The organism is Streptomyces sp. NPDC107538, from assembly GCF_055657445.1.
The window spans coordinates 20,330-36,078 of the sequence record NZ_JBVKAY010000023.1; the positions used below are offsets into that span (position 1 = coordinate 20,330).

Consider the following 15,749-nt stretch of genomic DNA (forward strand, 5'->3'; position numbering starts at 1 on the left):
GGGCCCGGTGGCGGTGGGCCAGCTTCGCAGCAGGGCTGCGATCTTCGCGGCGGTGCAGGCGCAAGGGGTGACCGGTTTCAGCGAGCCTCGTCAGGCCGGGGCGCAACGTTGGGGCCGGTATGCGAATCAGGGCCAGTTCCGTGGTGCACGGTCTGGGAAACTCGTGGGCGGGCCCGTGCCATTGCGGTACAGGCCCACCTGTACCGGCTGCCCGCGCGCCTGTTTGACCGTGGCTGCACCCGGCGGCTTCGATGGGGACGGGCCCGTGAGCGCCCGGCCGCGCGACGGACGAAGCCCCCAAGCCTTCCGTCGCCGAGGACCGGCCAGAAGCCTCACTGTCCGATGCGCACCATCGTCTGCCTCTTCACGCAGCGCGTACCGCCGGGGGCCGGTCCCGCGCGGAAGAACCCCTCATGAACGCTCCGGCCGCCCTGCTTCTGACCGCCGACCGGCGGCGCAGCACCGGTGAGTCCCACCAGGCCCTGTGCACCCTGCTGACCGGGGCTGGGCGCCCGCTGTCCATTCCGGCCGCGCGCCACACCGAGCAGGCCCGGCTGGAGGCTGCGGTCTTTCAACGGGTGTGTGCGATGGGCGGTCTGAGCGAGCATCCGCTGGGCATCGTCCGGGTCCGCCCGCAGGCGGACCGGGTCACCCTCCAGCTCGTCGACGAGCCGTCCGTCATCAGCCACTGGATCGACTTCCTGTATCCCAAGGTCAGCGGGCACGCGGGCGATGACCCGCGCGACCGGGTCGCCGGCGTGCCGGGGCTGCGCAGTGCCCGCGAGGCAGGCGGCATCCGCCTCTATCGGCCAGGCATGGCGGCCGCCATTCTCCTGTCCGGGTTCAACCCGCGCTGGTGGGAACGGATCGCCGACCGGCGCGAGGACCTCTACGGTCCCTTGCTGCGGCACACGGACTGGACGGATGTCGAGCGGGCGGCCTACGACGCCCAAGCGGCCTGCCCGCGCGAGGCTTCCGCGTTCCTGTCACCTCTGCTCCGCCGTATCCGTGCGACCGCCGGCCCCGGCACGGTCAACAGCACCGACACCTGGACCAGCGGCAACGGTGTCCGCCTGGAGACGACGGACGGCCCGCCCTGCCCCGCCCTCATCCGGCTGCTGACCGACGGACCCTGCGGACTTGGCTGGGAGGTCGAGAACAAGGTGTGCACCTGCATGTGCGATCACAGCCACGCCTCGGTCAGCTGCACCGTCGACTTCCGGGACCCGGCCACCGGACGGCCGGTGTGGTACTCCAACCTGAAATGGGGCCGCACCCTCGACAACGACCGCGGGGAGACCGTCGCCCGGCTGACCAGCGCCGTGTTCGGCTGAAGGAGTGATCGGCAACGAGCAGTCGGACGTGCCGGCGGTTCTGCCCGCGGCGGCCATCGAACTTGATGCGTTCCGGCGGCCCGCTGGCCCGGTCGGCGCGCTCCCCTGCCCGGACCCGCCGGGCTACTTGGAGAAGTACAGGTACTTCCAGGCCCCGTAGGTGGTCGAGTTGACGTTGTCGCCGGACGAACCCTTGATGTAGACGGACCGCATCCGCGCCCGAATTCCGGACTGGCCGGGCGCTTCCAGGGCGACGGCCGATTTTCCGTTCGTGCCGAGCGCGAAGTACTCCGAGCCGCTGGAGCGCCAGGCGCCGTTGTAGTAGACCTGCAGGTCGAAGCGCTGCTTGCGGCCCGGGTAGTAGGTCATGGTCGTCGTGAGCAGCGGGTCGGTGTTCTTGTGGAACCAGGAGTACGACGTCGAGCCGATCTTGGCCGTCTTGTAGTGCTTGGAGACGGCGGTGGCGACCTTCACCCGGGCGTAGGCGGTGGAGGTGACCGTCTTCGGCTTGTAGCGGGCGTCGCCCTTGAAGACCGCGGAGACGACGGTGTTCCGGGTCATGTCGACGGTTGCGGAGATGTTGCCGCTGGAGTTGGCCTTAGCGCTCTTGAGGAGCTTGTTGGGCTTGTCGGCGCCGTAGGGGTTGGCCCAGATCTCGACGGTGCGGTTCTTGTAGGTGGTGCCGAGGTGCGCGGTGAAGGAGACGTCAGTGCCGTAGTTGTACCGGTTGCCGTGCTTGTCCAGGGTCAGTGAGGTGGCCGCGCGGGAGACCGTGACCTGGTCGGTGGCGGCGGCCAGGGTACGGTCGGTGTCGCCGGCGTAGGCGACCTTGTAGGTGACCGTGCCTCCGGCCGGCGGGGTGTCGGTGAAGGAGTAGGTGCCGTCCGGTTTCACCGCGGCGGCCGGCAGCGCCTTGCCGCCGGGGTTCTCCATGTCGGTACGGGTGACGGTCAGTTCGGTGCCGGCGGGAAGGGGAAGCGTGGCGGACACCTTGCCGGTGACGGTGAGCTTCTTGGCGCGGGTGGCGGTCGCGGGTGCGTTGATCGTCAGCGTTGGAACGCTCTTCGCCGGGTCGGTGAGCGTTCTGAGGACGTAGCCGCCGGAGGAGGAGACGAGAGCGAAGATCCGGGAGGAGTCCGGGGCCCAGGCGAGGGCGTCCGTGTCGGCGGCGTAGGTGCGGACCGGTGTTTTCGCACCCGGGCGGTAGACCGCCACCTCCGTGCCGCGCACCTGGGCGACCAGGCCGTCGGGGGCGATGTCCGCGCGCTGCCCCGCCGGGTCGTAGCTGCCGGCGGCGGTGAACTTTCCGTCCGCGTAGGTGTGCCGCTCGGTGCCGTCGACCAGCACCTCCCCCGTGCCGGGCACGAGGTCGATGTCGTTGACGTAGTTCAGTGGGTAGCCGCCGTCGTGCCAGGCCGTCAGCTGCGGTGTGGCGCCGGAGACATCGACGACGGCCATCATGTCCCTGGCCGTGTCGTCGAAGTCGGTCGCACCGAGGGCCAGGAGGCCGGGCGCGGACGGGTCACTGTCGATCCGTGCGCCGCCGTTGATCGCGGGACTGGCGTGCGGGAGCTGTCTGAGTGCCACCGCCTCGCTTCCGTCGGCCGGGGTCGCCGCCGGGTCGACCGCGCCCAGGTTGCTGTAGCCGTCGGACGGGTCCTCGTAGGTGAACCAGACCTTCTGGCTGGTGAACTCCAGGTACAGCGGGCCGATGCTGGCGGCCACGGGGTAGCGGGCCTTGACGTCCAGGGTGGCCGCGTCCAGGGCCACGATCTCGTGGCTGCCGCGCGCTGCCGCGTACAGCGTGGCACCGTCGTCGGACAGCGCCAGATCGAAGACTCCGTCGATACCGCGCACCGAGTCGACGCGGTTGCCGTTGTAGTCGGCGGCGATGATGGAATCGGTGGCATCGTCGCCGATGAAGACCCGCTTCAGCGCGCTGTGCACGACGATGCCGGCGGGCGAGCCGATGGTGGCGGCCGCGGCGGGCCCTGCCGTAACGGCGCTCAAGGCCACCGAGCTGAAGACAACCGCGAGCGCCGTCGCGGTCGAGATGCTGCGCCTACGCACAGTGCTGAAACCCCCACAAGGAAACCCGGTGCTGCACCGGGGAATCGAGGGCGCCGCGCTGCACCCGGACGTGACCGCGACAGTGTTCACGGTGACCTGCGGGGCGCGACTGCCAGAAGCAGCGTATGACATGCCAGCGACAGAACGAGAGAGGGTTATCCGCCCGTGTCCGGCTTCGGCACCCCGACCCAGTACCGGTGCCCCGGCCTCTGCCTGGCCCGCCGCAGGAGGGCAGATGCCATGGGTCCCTCATACGCAGCTGGCGCGGCACCTGCGGATGGCTACGCGGAACGGCAAGGGGCTGTCCAAGCTGCCGTGCTCTGGAGACCGGGTGTATCGCCGTTACGGCACGGGAATGCTGGCCTTCTCGGGGAACACGTTGGGGGGCCGATGGGGTACACCGCCCTGCACACGGGCTGGGGCCGGCTGGATGCGTCGCTGGACGATCTGGGTTGTGGCCGGTCCTGGGCGGACGTCCACCGTGTGAAGGGCCTGGAGCTGGCGTGTCCGGAGTGCCGGGGAAGGGTGTTCGCGCGCCTCTCCCCGCACCGTGCCAGGCACTTCTACCACCAAGTGCGGCCCGACGACTGCGCGCTGGCGAACGAGTCGCCGGAGCATCACCTGCTGAAGCTGGAGCTGGCCACCGCCGCCCGGGCAGCGGGCTTCAGAGCTGAGCTGGAGGTCGGCAACGAGGCCCGGACCTGGCGTGCCGACGTGCTGGTCTTCGACCGGGAGGACCGGCCGTTCATGGCGCTGGAGGCACAGCTGTCGCCGATGACGCCAAGGGACGCGCGGATGCGGACGGACCGCTACGCGGCGGACGGTATGGCGGTGTGCTGGATCTCGATGGAGAAGCGGCCGTGGGAACGCGGCGTCCCCTCCCTGCGGGTAGCGCCCCCCAGGAACCGCGGGGACGCATGGACGGTGCGCCATGGCATGGCGCGCTACACCTGGGCCGCGCCACGCACGGTGAAGACGAAGGCGGCGTGGACTCACATCAGCTGCTCCCTGGACGAGGCGGTCCGGTGGATTCTCCAGGGACCGGTCCACACCCATACCGGCCCGGACGGCACGGTGTGGTGGACCGCCCGCTCCTACGTCCGCCTGGCCATCGCCCGGGCCCGGCTGGAGGCCGATGCCGAAGCCGTCCTACAGGCGGCTGCCGCCGAGCAACGCCGACGGGCCGCACAGGAGCAGGCCGCTGCCACCGCGCGGGCCCGACTGGCCGCCGAGCAGCGCAGACTGGCTGCCGAGGACCGTCGGCTGGCGATGTTGGAAGAGGCGCACGAGGAACAGCAGGCGGAGCAGGAGCGGCTGACGGACTTCTTCGAGCACGCGGGCATCAAGGCCGGGCTGTGGCCCGTGTTCATGCAGTTGGTCCGCTCCGCTGCTGGCAAGGACGTCGTGTGCGGCAACCAGAGCCCTGCCCATGGCAACGGGCTGCTCCTCTACAGCAGGCCGCGCAAAGGGGCCGCGTACCAGCCGGCCGGCGTGGTGTGCCCGGACCCCTCGGCGCTCGCCCGGTGGCCTGCGGACCTGACCATCCTGGTCCCCCACCGGACCTGGCTGTTGCGTATCGAGGAAGCCGCCCAGAGCCCGCTGAAAGTCGCCGTCCTGAACCCGGTCACCAAGCACTGCGCCTACGAACGCATCGGCCCCCGGACCGCGACGCTGACGTGAAACGCATCAGGGTGCAGGCGTGGTGAGCACCAGTCGGCAGCGGGGGTGCGGGCTCGGAAATCCCCGAGCGTGCATACCGCGTACCGGCTGCCTACAGGAGGCGGTCCCCACTGCCCGCCATGGAGCGTCCGCGGGACGAGCTGTCGACGACGGCGTAATTCCCCAGGGGCTGTGGTCACGCAATTCCCCAAGGCCTGGCGGGCTCAGACATCATCGAATGGTTCGTCACTCCACCTGAACCAAGCACGACCGTCACTGATGTGCAGAAGAAACTCTGCGACCGGACCTGACGGGGCCACCAGAGACAAGGTGTCCGCGATCCGGTCGTAGGAGTCGTCGAACCGCTCGTACTCCTCCGCCTCCATCAGAGCCAGCGACTCGTCGAACCACGGCTTCACCTCTCCGAACGTCGGCGTTGGAACGAAGCGACCGTTCAGCCATGGGAAGTCGGCCTGGTCGATCACGATCTCGCCGAGCAGATCCTCCTGCCGCATCAGTCGCCAGACTTCGCCCTCGAAACCCATCCCGCCAGCTCCCCAACCATGTCCTGGTGCCGCCGGGCAGCCTCTCACGCGGCAAGGACAACGAGGCAGGAGCGCCAGCGAGCTGCTGGCCAGCCGCATCGGCGCTCCTGCCCGCGATAGATCAAGGCCGTCAGGGCTTGTCGCTGGGGTTCTTGGGGCGTGGAGCAGCTTGCGCGCCGCCGCAGACGCCCTCGGCGGCGGGCGAGCCCGACGGCTGACGGTCGCGGCCGATACACGGCCGCATGCCTACAGGGTTCTGGGAGTCTGCTTCGGCTCGAAGACGCTTGGCGGGGTGCTCGGCTGGGGGGCGGGAGCCTGGCGCAGGACCTGGGCCAGGTCGCGGTGTATCCGGTCGGCTTCCCCGCGGACCTGGACGGGGACATCGCCGCGTTCGGCGACGAGGCGGTCGTAGACAGGGGTCTGCTGGAACACGGTGGGGCAGTTTCCCTTCAGCGGGCGGTACGCCGGACCGGCGCAGCGTACGGGCCCCCGGACCCGCCTGTCGGCAGGGGGCGTTCAGGCCAGGACGGCGGGGACGGCGTCCTCGGTTGTCCAGTCGCCGTCGAAGAGGGCGGCAACCAGGCAGGCATGGGTCTCGGGGAGCTGGCCGGTGCGGTGCTTGGTGCGGGCTTTGGCGAGCCAGGCTCCGATCTTGACGGTGTCGCCGTCGATACGGATGGTCTCGCGGGCTGTGGGGGCGCGGCTTTCGCGGTGGAGGAAGAGTTCAAGGAGCTGGACGGTCTGTTCGAAGGTGCGGCGGGTGCGGCGGGCCGGGGTGAGGGGGTTGGTGTCGGGGGTGAGGCCGAGGGTGGTGAGCAGGTGCTGCTGGCCGGGGTGGAGGGCGGCCCAGGTGGTCAGTTGGCGGTGGAGCCAGGAGCCGATCTTCACCCCTGCCAGGAGGGTGTCGCGGGTGAGGGCGGCCGGGTCGGCGCCGGAGGCGAGGTGGGCGCGGAGCAGGTGGTATTTGCGGTGCCAGTCCGCGCCGTGGGGCAGGCGCCAGTCGGCAGCGAGTGCGGTGAGGGCGTCGGCGCGGGCGGCATCGAGGGTGTTCTTGGCGGCGAGATGGCGTTGCTCGGCGAGCCAGGAGCCGACGGGGGTAGCGGCCGGGGCGGCGAGGTGGCCGTGCGCGCGGTGGTAGTCAGCAGCGGCGGTGAGGCGGGAGCGCCAGGCGGCGGCGTGCTTGTCCCAGATCATGCCTAGCGCGTCGAGTTCGGCGATCCAGTCGGCTTCGAGGCGGCCGGCGGTCCGGGCGTCGCGCATGGTGGTGACGAACGTGCCCAGCCGGTAGCCGGTGGGGTCGGTGTAGTCGGCAGGGACGTCGAGGTGGCCGAACTGGCCGCAGTAGGACTGGGCGGCTGCCAGGCCCAGGCGGCGGGAGCGGGAGACAGCCTGGTCGCGGGGGTCGAAGGAGACCAGGTCCATCGCCTGGGCGATGCGTTCGGGGTGGACGGTGAAGTCGAAGTGCCAGCGGCGCTTGATGACCTCGCTGGTCTCGCGCGGAAGGCGGTTGGCCTTGTCGGGCAGGCGCTCGAGGATGCGGTGGTCGTGGCCGGCCAGCGCGCAGGCGATCGCCCAGACGGGTTCGTAAGGAGTGCCGAGGATGTTCTCGCCGTCGGCGCCGGGCGGGACGTACACGGGGACGATCAGTGAGGCGGTCTTGCCGCTCGCATCGAGGCGCAGGGCGCGGCCCAGGGCCTGGACGCAGCGGATGACGCTGCGGGTGGGGTCGGCGAAGACGATCGCGTCCACGCTGGGGATGTCGACGCCCTCGGCGATCAGGCGGGAGTTGGCGAGGATCGCGCAGTCGGCGGCAGCGAACGCGGCGAAGGTGCCGGCGCGCTGGGCGGGAGTGTGCTCGCCGTGCGCGAAGAACAGCTCGGGGGTGATGTCCGGGACGAGGCCGCGGTCGGTGCGAGCCAGCAGGCGCAGCGTGTGCGGGAGTTCGCGGGCGAAGCGGCGGGCGTCGGAGACGAGGTTGAAGTAGACCAGGACTTTCTTCAGCCCGTGTTCGGTCATCGCGCGCAGGACGGACAGGTGCAGGGCGGTAGTGCGCAGCGCACCGTCGTCCCCCTGTTCGCCGGAACCGGCGGCGGTGTTCGCGGTCGTGCCCGGGGCGGGCATGTTCAGGCGGCGGCGCAGGTCGGTGTCGGTCAGGGTGGGCACCACGATGCGGTAGTCCGCCGCCCGGCCGTCCTCCACCGCCTGGGCGAGGGGGTACTCGAAGACCTTCTTCCCGTACACCTGCTCGTTGTCCATGGAGTTGGCGAACACGTCCACGTCCGCGTCCGGGTTCGGCCCGGTGTTACGGCGGCGGGGGCGGGTGGTGTCGGCGGACTCGGCAAGCTCGGGGGCGGCGAAGGTGCGGGGGGTGGCGGTCATGTAGAGGCGGCGGTCGGCGCGGATGCGTTGGGCGTCGTTGACGACGGCCCACTTCTTGTCGGCCCGGCCGGCGATCCGGTGTGCCTCGTCCATGACCGCGAGGTCGAACGGCGGCACCGCGTACCCGGTGTTCTGCGTTTCCTTGATCTTGTCCAAGGAGTCGTAGGTGCAGATCACCGTCAACGCACGGATCTGGTCCTCCCCCTCCCCCACCACCGACATCAGTCCGCCCAGCGCGTGGGGGTCGGTGGTCGACATGACACGGGCCGCGACCAGGTCGTCACGGCCGCTGGTGTCCATGGAGGAGACGATCACCAGATGCTCCAGGTGACCGTCCCGCCGCCACGCCAGCGCCGTCTGCGCGGCCAGGTCCAGGGTGGGGACCACGAACAGCACCAGCCGCGCGCCGAGTCCGTCCGCTGTGCGGATCGACACCAGCGTCTTGCCGGTGCCCGTCGCCGACACGAACAGACCCCGCGTCCCCGCCCGCCGCAGATGCCGCACCAGCCGCTCCACCGCCTCCACCTGGTCAGGGAAGAGCCGCGCACGCCCGGGGCGGCCGGGACGCGGCAGGTCCACCACCGTCATGACAGCTCCTTGCCGAGTCAGTGACTCCAGTAGTCGCGGCGGGGCAGTTCGACCCACACATCGGGCGGTCCGACGACGGCACGCCGGTCGGTGAGGCGCAGTCCTGCGAAGGCACAGGCATAGGCGACAGCGTTGTGCTGGTAGAGGTAGGCGGCCAGCACCTGCGCGGAGGTGTCGTCCTCGTCCGGGTCTCCGCCGGGATGCAGGTCCGAGCCTTCGATACTTCCGCAGCGGGCGATGCTGCCCTGGTTGCCGCTCTTGGGATTGGCGTACAGGCCGTAGCAGAGGGCGCCGGCGGACAACCGGGTCAGCACGCCCGGCATCTGCGGCGCATAGCCCCAGGGCTGGGTGACGACACAGCCGCCCGGCACGGACGTCACGCCGACGATGTGCAGGCTCTCGTCCATGTCGCAGGCGTAGGGATCTTCCAGCAGCTCATGCAGCACGTCGAGGAGGTCACCGTCCACCACCGGCGTCGCCTGAAGACGGCGCACCGCCCCGGCCGCATCGATACCGGCCACGCAGGCCAGGCCCGTGCCGTCGTAGTAGAACTCACCCAGCACCGCGGTGAGGCGACGGGCCTCCCGCGCTGCCGCACGCTCGGTGTCGCTCAGGGCTATTCCTTCCGGCACCGGGAACAGCCCGGGCGTCGGTCCGGCCAGGCTCAGCCGCCCCGCTGACCAGCCCCCGAGCGATGGCCGCCAGGGATCGGCCCCGGCGGCGGCGAGCGCCTGCGCGTTGGCCGGCTTCCGGGACATGACGGCTTCCCACAGGGCCGTCACCCCGTTCTCCAGTGCGTCCACATCGGCACCCCTGCGGGCCAGTTCCGCAACAGCCTCCGGGGAGCCGAACACCGCCGCCCGGTGCAGAGGACGGCTCCCGTTCCAGCTGTCGGGATCGGCTCCTTCATCGAGGCGCCTGCGGACGCCGTCGGCATCCGTCCAGTCCCAGCCCATGCCGGCCCAGCCGCCGCTCACTGCCACCGCTCCCCCTCGAACACGTCGCATGCTCTCGCGCTACTTCGTCACGCTCTCGCCCGTCCCGGTTCAGTGACCGGACTTTATCACCCCGGACAGCGCCCGCACGCTGAATGTACGTGATCAGTACGCGATTAGTACGCGATAAGGCCGTTCCAAGGTAAGGTGGGGGCGGAGGTGTCTCGATGTCCGAGCTGTTCGACGCGGTCGACGCGCTGGTCGCGTCCCGTTCCCCGCTGCCGCCGCCGGCCGAGCGCAGGCGGCTGCGCCAGGCGCACGCGCTCACCCTGGACGAGGTGGCCGCTGCCCTGGACGTGCGGCGGGCGACCGTCGGCGGCTGGGAGTCAGGCCGCACCGAGCCCCGGCCGCCGGAGCGGGAGGCGTACGCGCGTCTGCTGAAGCAGCTCGCCCAGCTCTACCCCGCCCCCGCGAACACCGGCGCCCCGCAGGAGGACACGGACACCCCGGCGGCGCGGACCGTCACCCCCGCAGCGCCCGCAGCACGGCCTCAGCCTCCGGGCGAGGCGCCAAAAGCCGCTGCCGCGCCTGTGGCCGAGGAGCCCACCGCCGCACCTTCGGCCACTGCCCCGGCGGCCGGCGCACCCGCCGGCGGGCCGCCGCCGCGTGCCGAACGCCCCTCAGGTCCGCGCCACCGTGCTGCGAAGGCGCTCGCCCCGGCGCACACCGGGCAGAACACTCCTGCGCACACCCCCGCGTCCGGCGGGCTGTACGCGCACGGTCCGCTGCTCGTCCTCGACGCCGACGCCGACCGGCGGGTGACCGGCTACGGCGTCGGCGGTCTGATCGTGGACGTGCCCGCCAAGTCGCTGCCCGCGCTGGTGGAGTGGACGCTCACCGAGGCCCGGCTCGGGGCGGAGAAGCTGCACGGCTCGGGCAAGGACGGCGACCCGCTGCTGGTGCTCACCGAGGCCGCGTGCGAACGCTACGTGCTGCCCGCCGTCCTGTCGGAGTCCGAGCGGCTCGCCGGGCGGCTGCCGGAGGGGCACAAGGTCATCCGGCAGCTGGAGCGCGCCGACTGGCAGCTGACCAAGCGGGGGCTGGGGCCGTGGGCGCGGATCTACCGCCCCGCCCAGGGCGGCCGCCGGCAGTGCGTGCAGCTGTGCATCCCCTCCTGGCGGGCCCTGGACGACCGTGCCTGGGGCCATGCCGCCCAGCTGGATCCTGCGGAGCTGGCCCGGGTGCTGGGGGTGTACGCGGCCCGGCTGATGACGCCGGTCGGCTCCACCGCCGTGACGGGGCTGCAGCTGATGACCGCGCTCAATCCGCCGACCCGCGCGAGCGAGCCGGACGAGAGCGGCAGGCGGCACCGCGAGCTCCGGCCCGGCTCGCTGGGCACCGAGCCGGTGGACCCCGCGCCGTGCGAGGCGACCGACGGACACCCGGTCCTGGCCCATCTGCCCCGCTTCCACGTGCGCGGGCCCGACGAGAGGCTGTTCGAGGAGGCCTACGACTGGGCGCGGGATCTGACCGATGCCGAGTGCATGCAGCGGCACCTGGTCGGCCTGGATGTGAACCTCGCCTTCGGCGCGGCCGCCAACGGCGCCGTCGTCGGCCTGGCCACGCCTCCCGTCCACGTCACCAAGCCCGCCTTCGACGCGGCGGTGCCCGCTTCCTGGCTGGTCGACCTCTCCCACGTCGACCTGTCCCGGGTGAAGGTCGCCAGGCAGTGGCGCGACCTCGACGCCTCGCTGCTACCCAGTCCGTTCACGCCGACCGGCAAGCGCCCCGAGAGTCCGGCCTGGTACGCCACGCCCACCGTGGCGTACGCCGTCGAACTCGGCTACGACGTCGCGCCCCTGGAGGGCTGGGTGCGCCGGGAGAGCGGCCGGTTCCTGGACGGCTGGTACAAGCGGCTGCGCGATGCCTACGTCGCCACCATGGCGGACCTCGGCGTCGCGGAGAAGCTGCCCCCGGCCGAGTTCCTGAAGGCGATGGACGGCTACAAGAGCCGTGATCCGGAGCTGGGGATCGTGGTGGACGCGGTCAAGATGACCGTCAAGGGCGGCATCGGCAAGCTGCAGGAGAAGGCGCGCGGCGGCGGCTGGAAGCCGGGTCAGGCCTGGCCCGCGCTCGCCCGGCCGACGTGGCGCCCCGACATCCGTGCGACCGTCATCTCCCGGGCCCGGATCAACATGCACCGCAAGATGCTGAACCTGGCGGCGGCCACCGGCCGTTACCCGGTCGCGGTCCTCTCGGACTGCGCGGTGTATGCCGCCGACGGCCCCAGCCCCCTGGACGTCCTGCCCTACGACGCCGACGGCAAGACCGTACCGGGCAGCTTCCGGCTGGGGGTCTCGCCCGGGATGGTCAAACATGAGGGCACCCAGAGCGTGCTGTGGGGCGCGGACGTCCTCGAACAGCTCGGCGCCGACGGCCACGTCGCCAACCTCGCCCGCTACATCAAGACCGGCGAGGTCACCGCCAAGGACACCGGAGAATAAGGAGCGTTACGGCGATGGTCACGGTCGGGGAAGAACTCGACAAGGCGGTGCAGGGCGCGTTCACGCGTCCCGTCCCCAAAACGGCCGGGGCGCAGATGCGCTACCTGGTCAGACAGCACCAGCGCAGCACCCGGCGCGTGGCCGAGCTGCTCGGCATCAGCCAGCGCACCGTCGAACGCTATGTGAACAACCAGATCAAGCAGCCCCGGCCGCACCTCGCCGAGCGCCTCGCACACGAAGTTCGCACGCGCTGGCAGCCGCAGATCCGTGCCAGGGCGAAAGAGGCCGCGGCCACCACGAGCGGCATCATGATCGATGTGCAGGCGAGGTTCGGCTACACCGCCGCCCCCGGCACCACCGACCAGGCCCGGGTGCGTCACCTCACTCTCGCCCTGCCGCCCCGTCACGCCGCCCGCCTCCTCCAAGCACAAGAAGCAGGCGTCGACGAGGACCAGCTGCGTCAGGTCGCCGCCGAGGCCCTGGGCGAGGTGTACTTCCGCGACAACGGCCGCCGCGCCCACGGCCTCGAAGTGAAACTCACCGACGTCCTCGACCTGCAGTTCGAGCTGTGACCCGGTCAGGGGCGGGAAAGGGGGCAGCTGCAGCAGTCAGTCACTTCGGGCCAGGCACGGCTGCACCCCGGTGGCAGGTTCAGGGCCGGCTATCGCGCTTGATCAAGGAATGTGGAGAAGGGGCCCGGCTGATGCCGGGCCCCTTCTCCTTCGTAGCGGGGACAGGATTTGAACCTGCGACCTCTGGGTTATGAGCCCAGCGAGCTACCGAGCTGCTCCACCCCGCGTCGGTGGCGCCACTCTACACGGGGCTCCGGAGGCCAGCAGGACGAGCCGTAGACGATGTGTAGGGTCCGCGACTTCGTTAGCAATGAAGGGAGTTCGTTAGCAGTGGAGTAGCAAATCCGCGGCTCGATGAGCAGTCGGTCTCACCACCTGCGGGTTCGCCGTATCCACGGGCCCGGCTCCCAGCTTCGTGACCGCGTTGGTGCTCATGATCGGCCGACAGGGGCAGTGCTAATGAAGCTCGGATTCCGGCGTTTCTGCAGGACGCAGTGCTCACAGAACCGCGGAACCTACAGATGTCCCGGGCAGCCGGGCCCACTCGTGGCCCCGTGGGGTCGTAGTGCGGGCAGCCACATGCCTCCCGCGGAGAGCCGGGAAAAGCGGCGGGTCCTGCCGTCAGCGACGGCAGGACCGGCAGAGGAGAAACCTCACCCGGGGGAGGCTCGGTACCCGCACCCACACCATGCACCCAAACCAGCCACAGCAACAGACCGCGGCTGAAAAACGTCGGAATTCGTATCCGGGGTCGGCCAGAGCGGGCTACGGCGGTCAGTCGTGGCGACAGCCCTCACGCGGATCGGCTGCCCCGCACCGTGCCGTCGCCCGGCCGCCCGAACAGTTCGGGAGGGGCGAGCCAGGCGTGCGGCTGCGCCTGTTCCTGGGGGCCTGCACGCCCCGGCCTGACCTGACCTGACCTGACCAGCTTGGGAAGCCAGGCCGGTCGGCCGTCGCGTCAGACGGTCTGCTGACCGCTCGTGCGAAACGCCGTCACCAGGAGCGTGTCGGCGGCGCGCGTCCCGGATCCGCCAGGCAGCACCTCGGTACTGATCCGGGTGAACCCGGCCTCGTCGAGAAGCATGGTCCACACGGGCTCCTGGAGTACCCAGCGGCGCATGAGGACCGCCGTGTCGTCAGGCGTCTTCGCACCGATCTCGGTGTGCCGCACTCCGGGATGGGCGGGCGCGCCGCCGAGGTGGTGGGCAAGGGTGGCGAACACCAGCCGCCCGCCGGGGCGCAGCGCGCTCACCGCCGCGGGCAGCAGTTCGCGCGGCTCGGCGAAGTCGACGGCGCCGAAGACGCTGTAGAGCACGTCGTAGGTGTCGGCGCTGGTCCTCAGGTGGGCCGGCACGTCGCCATGCGCCAGGCTCAGCCGCGGGGCGAGGTGACCGTACAGGTCGCCGGCCATGGCGTGCTGGGCGGGCGAGGCGTCGACGGCGACGACGCGGGCGGGTCGGTGGTGGACGGCCAGATGGGCAGCGTGCCGGGCCGCCCCGGCGCCGAGATCGCCCACGCACCGGCCGGTCATGTCGCCGAGGAGCTCCGCCCCAGGCCCGCCGTCCTGGCCCCAGCTCCAGAAGAAGCGGTCGGGCACGGCACGGTCGGTGGTGTGCCGGGTGCGGCCGTAGCGATGCCAGAGATCTGCGGTGCGAGTCACCCGGCCCATCCTGGCGGGCGCCGCCGACCACCTGGGAGGTTCAGTCAACTCTCCCCCAGAGATGCGGCTTTACCCGTGAAGGACAAGCTCCGAGAGCTGGGATCCGGCTGAGGACGCTCATCAACTGCTGCCGGACGACGATCAGGACGCCCGCCGGCCGGGTCGCGCACTTCACGCACGTGCCCCCTGCGCGGCCAGGAGCGAAGGGCGCACTTCCCGCCGTTGTCTGCTCTCGTACGCCGGGTGATTCCAGTGCCTCATCACTCCCATGATCCGGTCAGGCGGCCGATGCTCCTGACGTGACGCAGAAATCATCCGCGCTCCGCGGCTTCTCACGTCCCGCCCGCTGGCTGTCCTTGCTGGCCGGGCTGTCCCTGCTGACCGCTTCGCCCATCAGCCCGGTGCAGGCCGCGCCTTCAGACCTGCCGGGTGGGAAGACCACCTTCGTTGTCGCCACCGCGAAACTCCATGACGGCACCGCCTATAACAACTGGGCTCAGCTCGGCTGGTATCGCTTCGATGCGTCGAGTAGGCAGGTAGAGGCCGAGACCTTTGTGTGGCGGCAGGACGCCCGCGTCGAGGAGTTGGTTCGCGACCGAGCGGGCGTCCTGCCCGACCCCGGCTGCAGCGGAGGCACTGGGCAGGTGACCCGTTGCCAGATCATGACCGCACCCCGCTACTCGGCCAGGTCCTCGGCGCAGCCGCCCGTACATCGTACGGGCGGCTACAGCCTTCGGACTGAGGGAGGCGCCGTGTATTTGGACATCCGCTGGCCGCGGGGTGTCACCGAGACTTGGTCCGTGCACGCCGTGCCCGGCCTCGCCCGGCTGGACTGGGTCCGGAGCAACAACGCCACCGCTGGATACGCGTATGGCAGCAATGCCCCGATCAGTGTTCGGCGAGAGATGGCGACAGTGCACCGGAACCCGGAACTGCCGTACGTGAGCACGAGTTGGACCAAGAACGACGCGAAAGGAGAGGTGTGGCACAAACCGGGGCTCCGGCCAGCGGGGTATCGCCACTGCAACTCCACCAGTTGGTGCATGACGCAGTTCCAGAAGACCAGCAATACCTGCAAGGACGGATGCGGATCCGACCGTCCGATGACCTCGATTCAGTACTATCTGGCACGCGTGAGCAGCAAGGACCGCAGAGACACCTGGTGGCACTGGTGTACCTGCCTGGCGCCGCACGACGGAGCCTGCTACTCGGGGAACTCCCACGTCAAGCCGCTTCTTCAGGTCATCGACGACGACCACAAGTTCCGTGGCTACGTCGGAGCCGAGGCGTCGTTCTACCCCTACCGCCAGGCCGAGGGCGGCCCTCGGATGCACGACATGCTGGGCGTGTTTCGGATGGCGGAGCCCGAGCCTGCCTCTGGGGCCGTTCGAACGCGGGTGCAGTGAACCCGTGGGCTGCGGCCTCGGGTGAACGCTCGGATCCTGCGTCTTAGAAGAGAGAAGCACTGGCGCTCGTCGTACAGCCGCCAGTTGGAGAGGTGTG

At 70.6% G+C, this 15,749-nt stretch carries 11 protein-coding genes and 1 tRNA gene; 5 read left to right on the forward strand and 7 right to left on the reverse strand.

Annotation, left to right across the window (positions count from 1 at the left end; all coding sequences use genetic code 11):
• Window positions 1-413 precede the first annotated feature (413 nt).
• Window positions 414-1,334 carry a hypothetical protein gene (locus ACZ7MG_RS41450; protein ID WP_471396513.1) on the forward strand — a complete coding sequence of 307 codons (921 nt, stop codon included), beginning with the start codon at window positions 414-416 and terminating at the stop codon, window positions 1,332-1,334.
• A gap of 123 nt (window positions 1,335-1,457) precedes the next feature.
• Here the strand turns inward: ACZ7MG_RS41450 and ACZ7MG_RS41455 are convergent, their stop codons facing one another.
• Window positions 1,458-3,350, reverse strand: coding sequence for a YncE family protein (locus ACZ7MG_RS41455; RefSeq protein ID WP_471396539.1), 1,893 nt, complete (start codon window positions 3,348-3,350; stop codon window positions 1,458-1,460).
• Window positions 3,351-3,794: 444 nt separating this feature from the next.
• Between ACZ7MG_RS41455 and ACZ7MG_RS41460 the strand changes: the two genes are divergently transcribed.
• Window positions 3,795-5,084, forward strand: coding sequence for a competence protein CoiA (locus tag ACZ7MG_RS41460; protein ID WP_471396516.1), 1,290 nt, complete (start codon window positions 3,795-3,797; stop codon window positions 5,082-5,084).
• Window positions 5,085-5,287: 203 nt separating this feature from the next.
• Here the strand turns inward: ACZ7MG_RS41460 and ACZ7MG_RS41465 are convergent, their stop codons facing one another.
• From ACZ7MG_RS41465 to ACZ7MG_RS41480, 4 genes are all read right to left on the reverse strand, one after another.
• Window positions 5,288-5,608: a hypothetical protein gene (locus tag ACZ7MG_RS41465; RefSeq protein ID WP_471396518.1), complete on the reverse strand. Its 321-nt coding sequence runs from the start codon at window positions 5,606-5,608 to the stop codon at window positions 5,288-5,290.
• Window positions 5,609-5,854: 246 nt separating this feature from the next.
• Window positions 5,855-6,040 carry a hypothetical protein gene (locus tag ACZ7MG_RS41470; protein ID WP_060905170.1) on the reverse strand — a complete coding sequence of 62 codons (186 nt, stop codon included), beginning with the start codon at window positions 6,038-6,040 and terminating at the stop codon, window positions 5,855-5,857.
• Window positions 6,041-6,124: 84 nt separating this feature from the next.
• Window positions 6,125-8,575 carry a helicase associated domain-containing protein gene (locus ACZ7MG_RS41475; RefSeq protein ID WP_471396521.1) on the reverse strand — a complete coding sequence of 817 codons (2,451 nt, stop codon included), beginning with the start codon at window positions 8,573-8,575 and terminating at the stop codon, window positions 6,125-6,127.
• 17 nt (window positions 8,576-8,592) lie between these two features.
• Window positions 8,593-9,582, reverse strand: a complete 990-nt coding sequence (locus ACZ7MG_RS41480) for an ankyrin repeat domain-containing protein (RefSeq protein ID WP_471396524.1) — start codon at window positions 9,580-9,582, stop codon at window positions 8,593-8,595.
• A 155-nt stretch (window positions 9,583-9,737) separates the two neighbouring features.
• Between ACZ7MG_RS41480 and tap the strand changes: the two genes are divergently transcribed.
• Both tap and tpg read left to right on the forward strand, forming a co-directional pair.
• Window positions 9,738-12,014, forward strand: coding sequence for a telomere-associated protein Tap (tap, locus tag ACZ7MG_RS41485; protein WP_471396526.1), 2,277 nt, complete (start codon window positions 9,738-9,740; stop codon window positions 12,012-12,014).
• Between the two features lie 14 nt (window positions 12,015-12,028).
• Window positions 12,029-12,586, forward strand: a complete 558-nt coding sequence (gene tpg, locus ACZ7MG_RS41490; protein ID WP_471396528.1) for a telomere-protecting terminal protein Tpg — start codon at window positions 12,029-12,031, stop codon at window positions 12,584-12,586.
• A 153-nt stretch (window positions 12,587-12,739) separates the two neighbouring features.
• On the opposite strand, the gene ACZ7MG_RS41495 is transcribed toward tpg, so the two are convergent.
• A tRNA-Met gene (locus ACZ7MG_RS41495) sits at window positions 12,740-12,813 on the reverse strand.
• Between the two features lie 731 nt (window positions 12,814-13,544).
• On the reverse strand, window positions 13,545-14,246 hold the full coding sequence (locus ACZ7MG_RS41500; RefSeq protein ID WP_471395886.1) for a class I SAM-dependent methyltransferase: 702 nt from the start codon (window positions 14,244-14,246) through the stop codon (window positions 13,545-13,547).
• Between the two features lie 299 nt (window positions 14,247-14,545).
• Here ACZ7MG_RS41500 and ACZ7MG_RS41505 point away from each other — a divergent pair, with 299 nt between their 5' ends.
• Entirely contained in the window at window positions 14,546-15,652 is a 1,107-nt protein-coding gene (locus tag ACZ7MG_RS41505; protein WP_471395887.1) for a hypothetical protein, read from the forward strand.
• Window positions 15,653-15,749 lie beyond the last annotated feature (97 nt).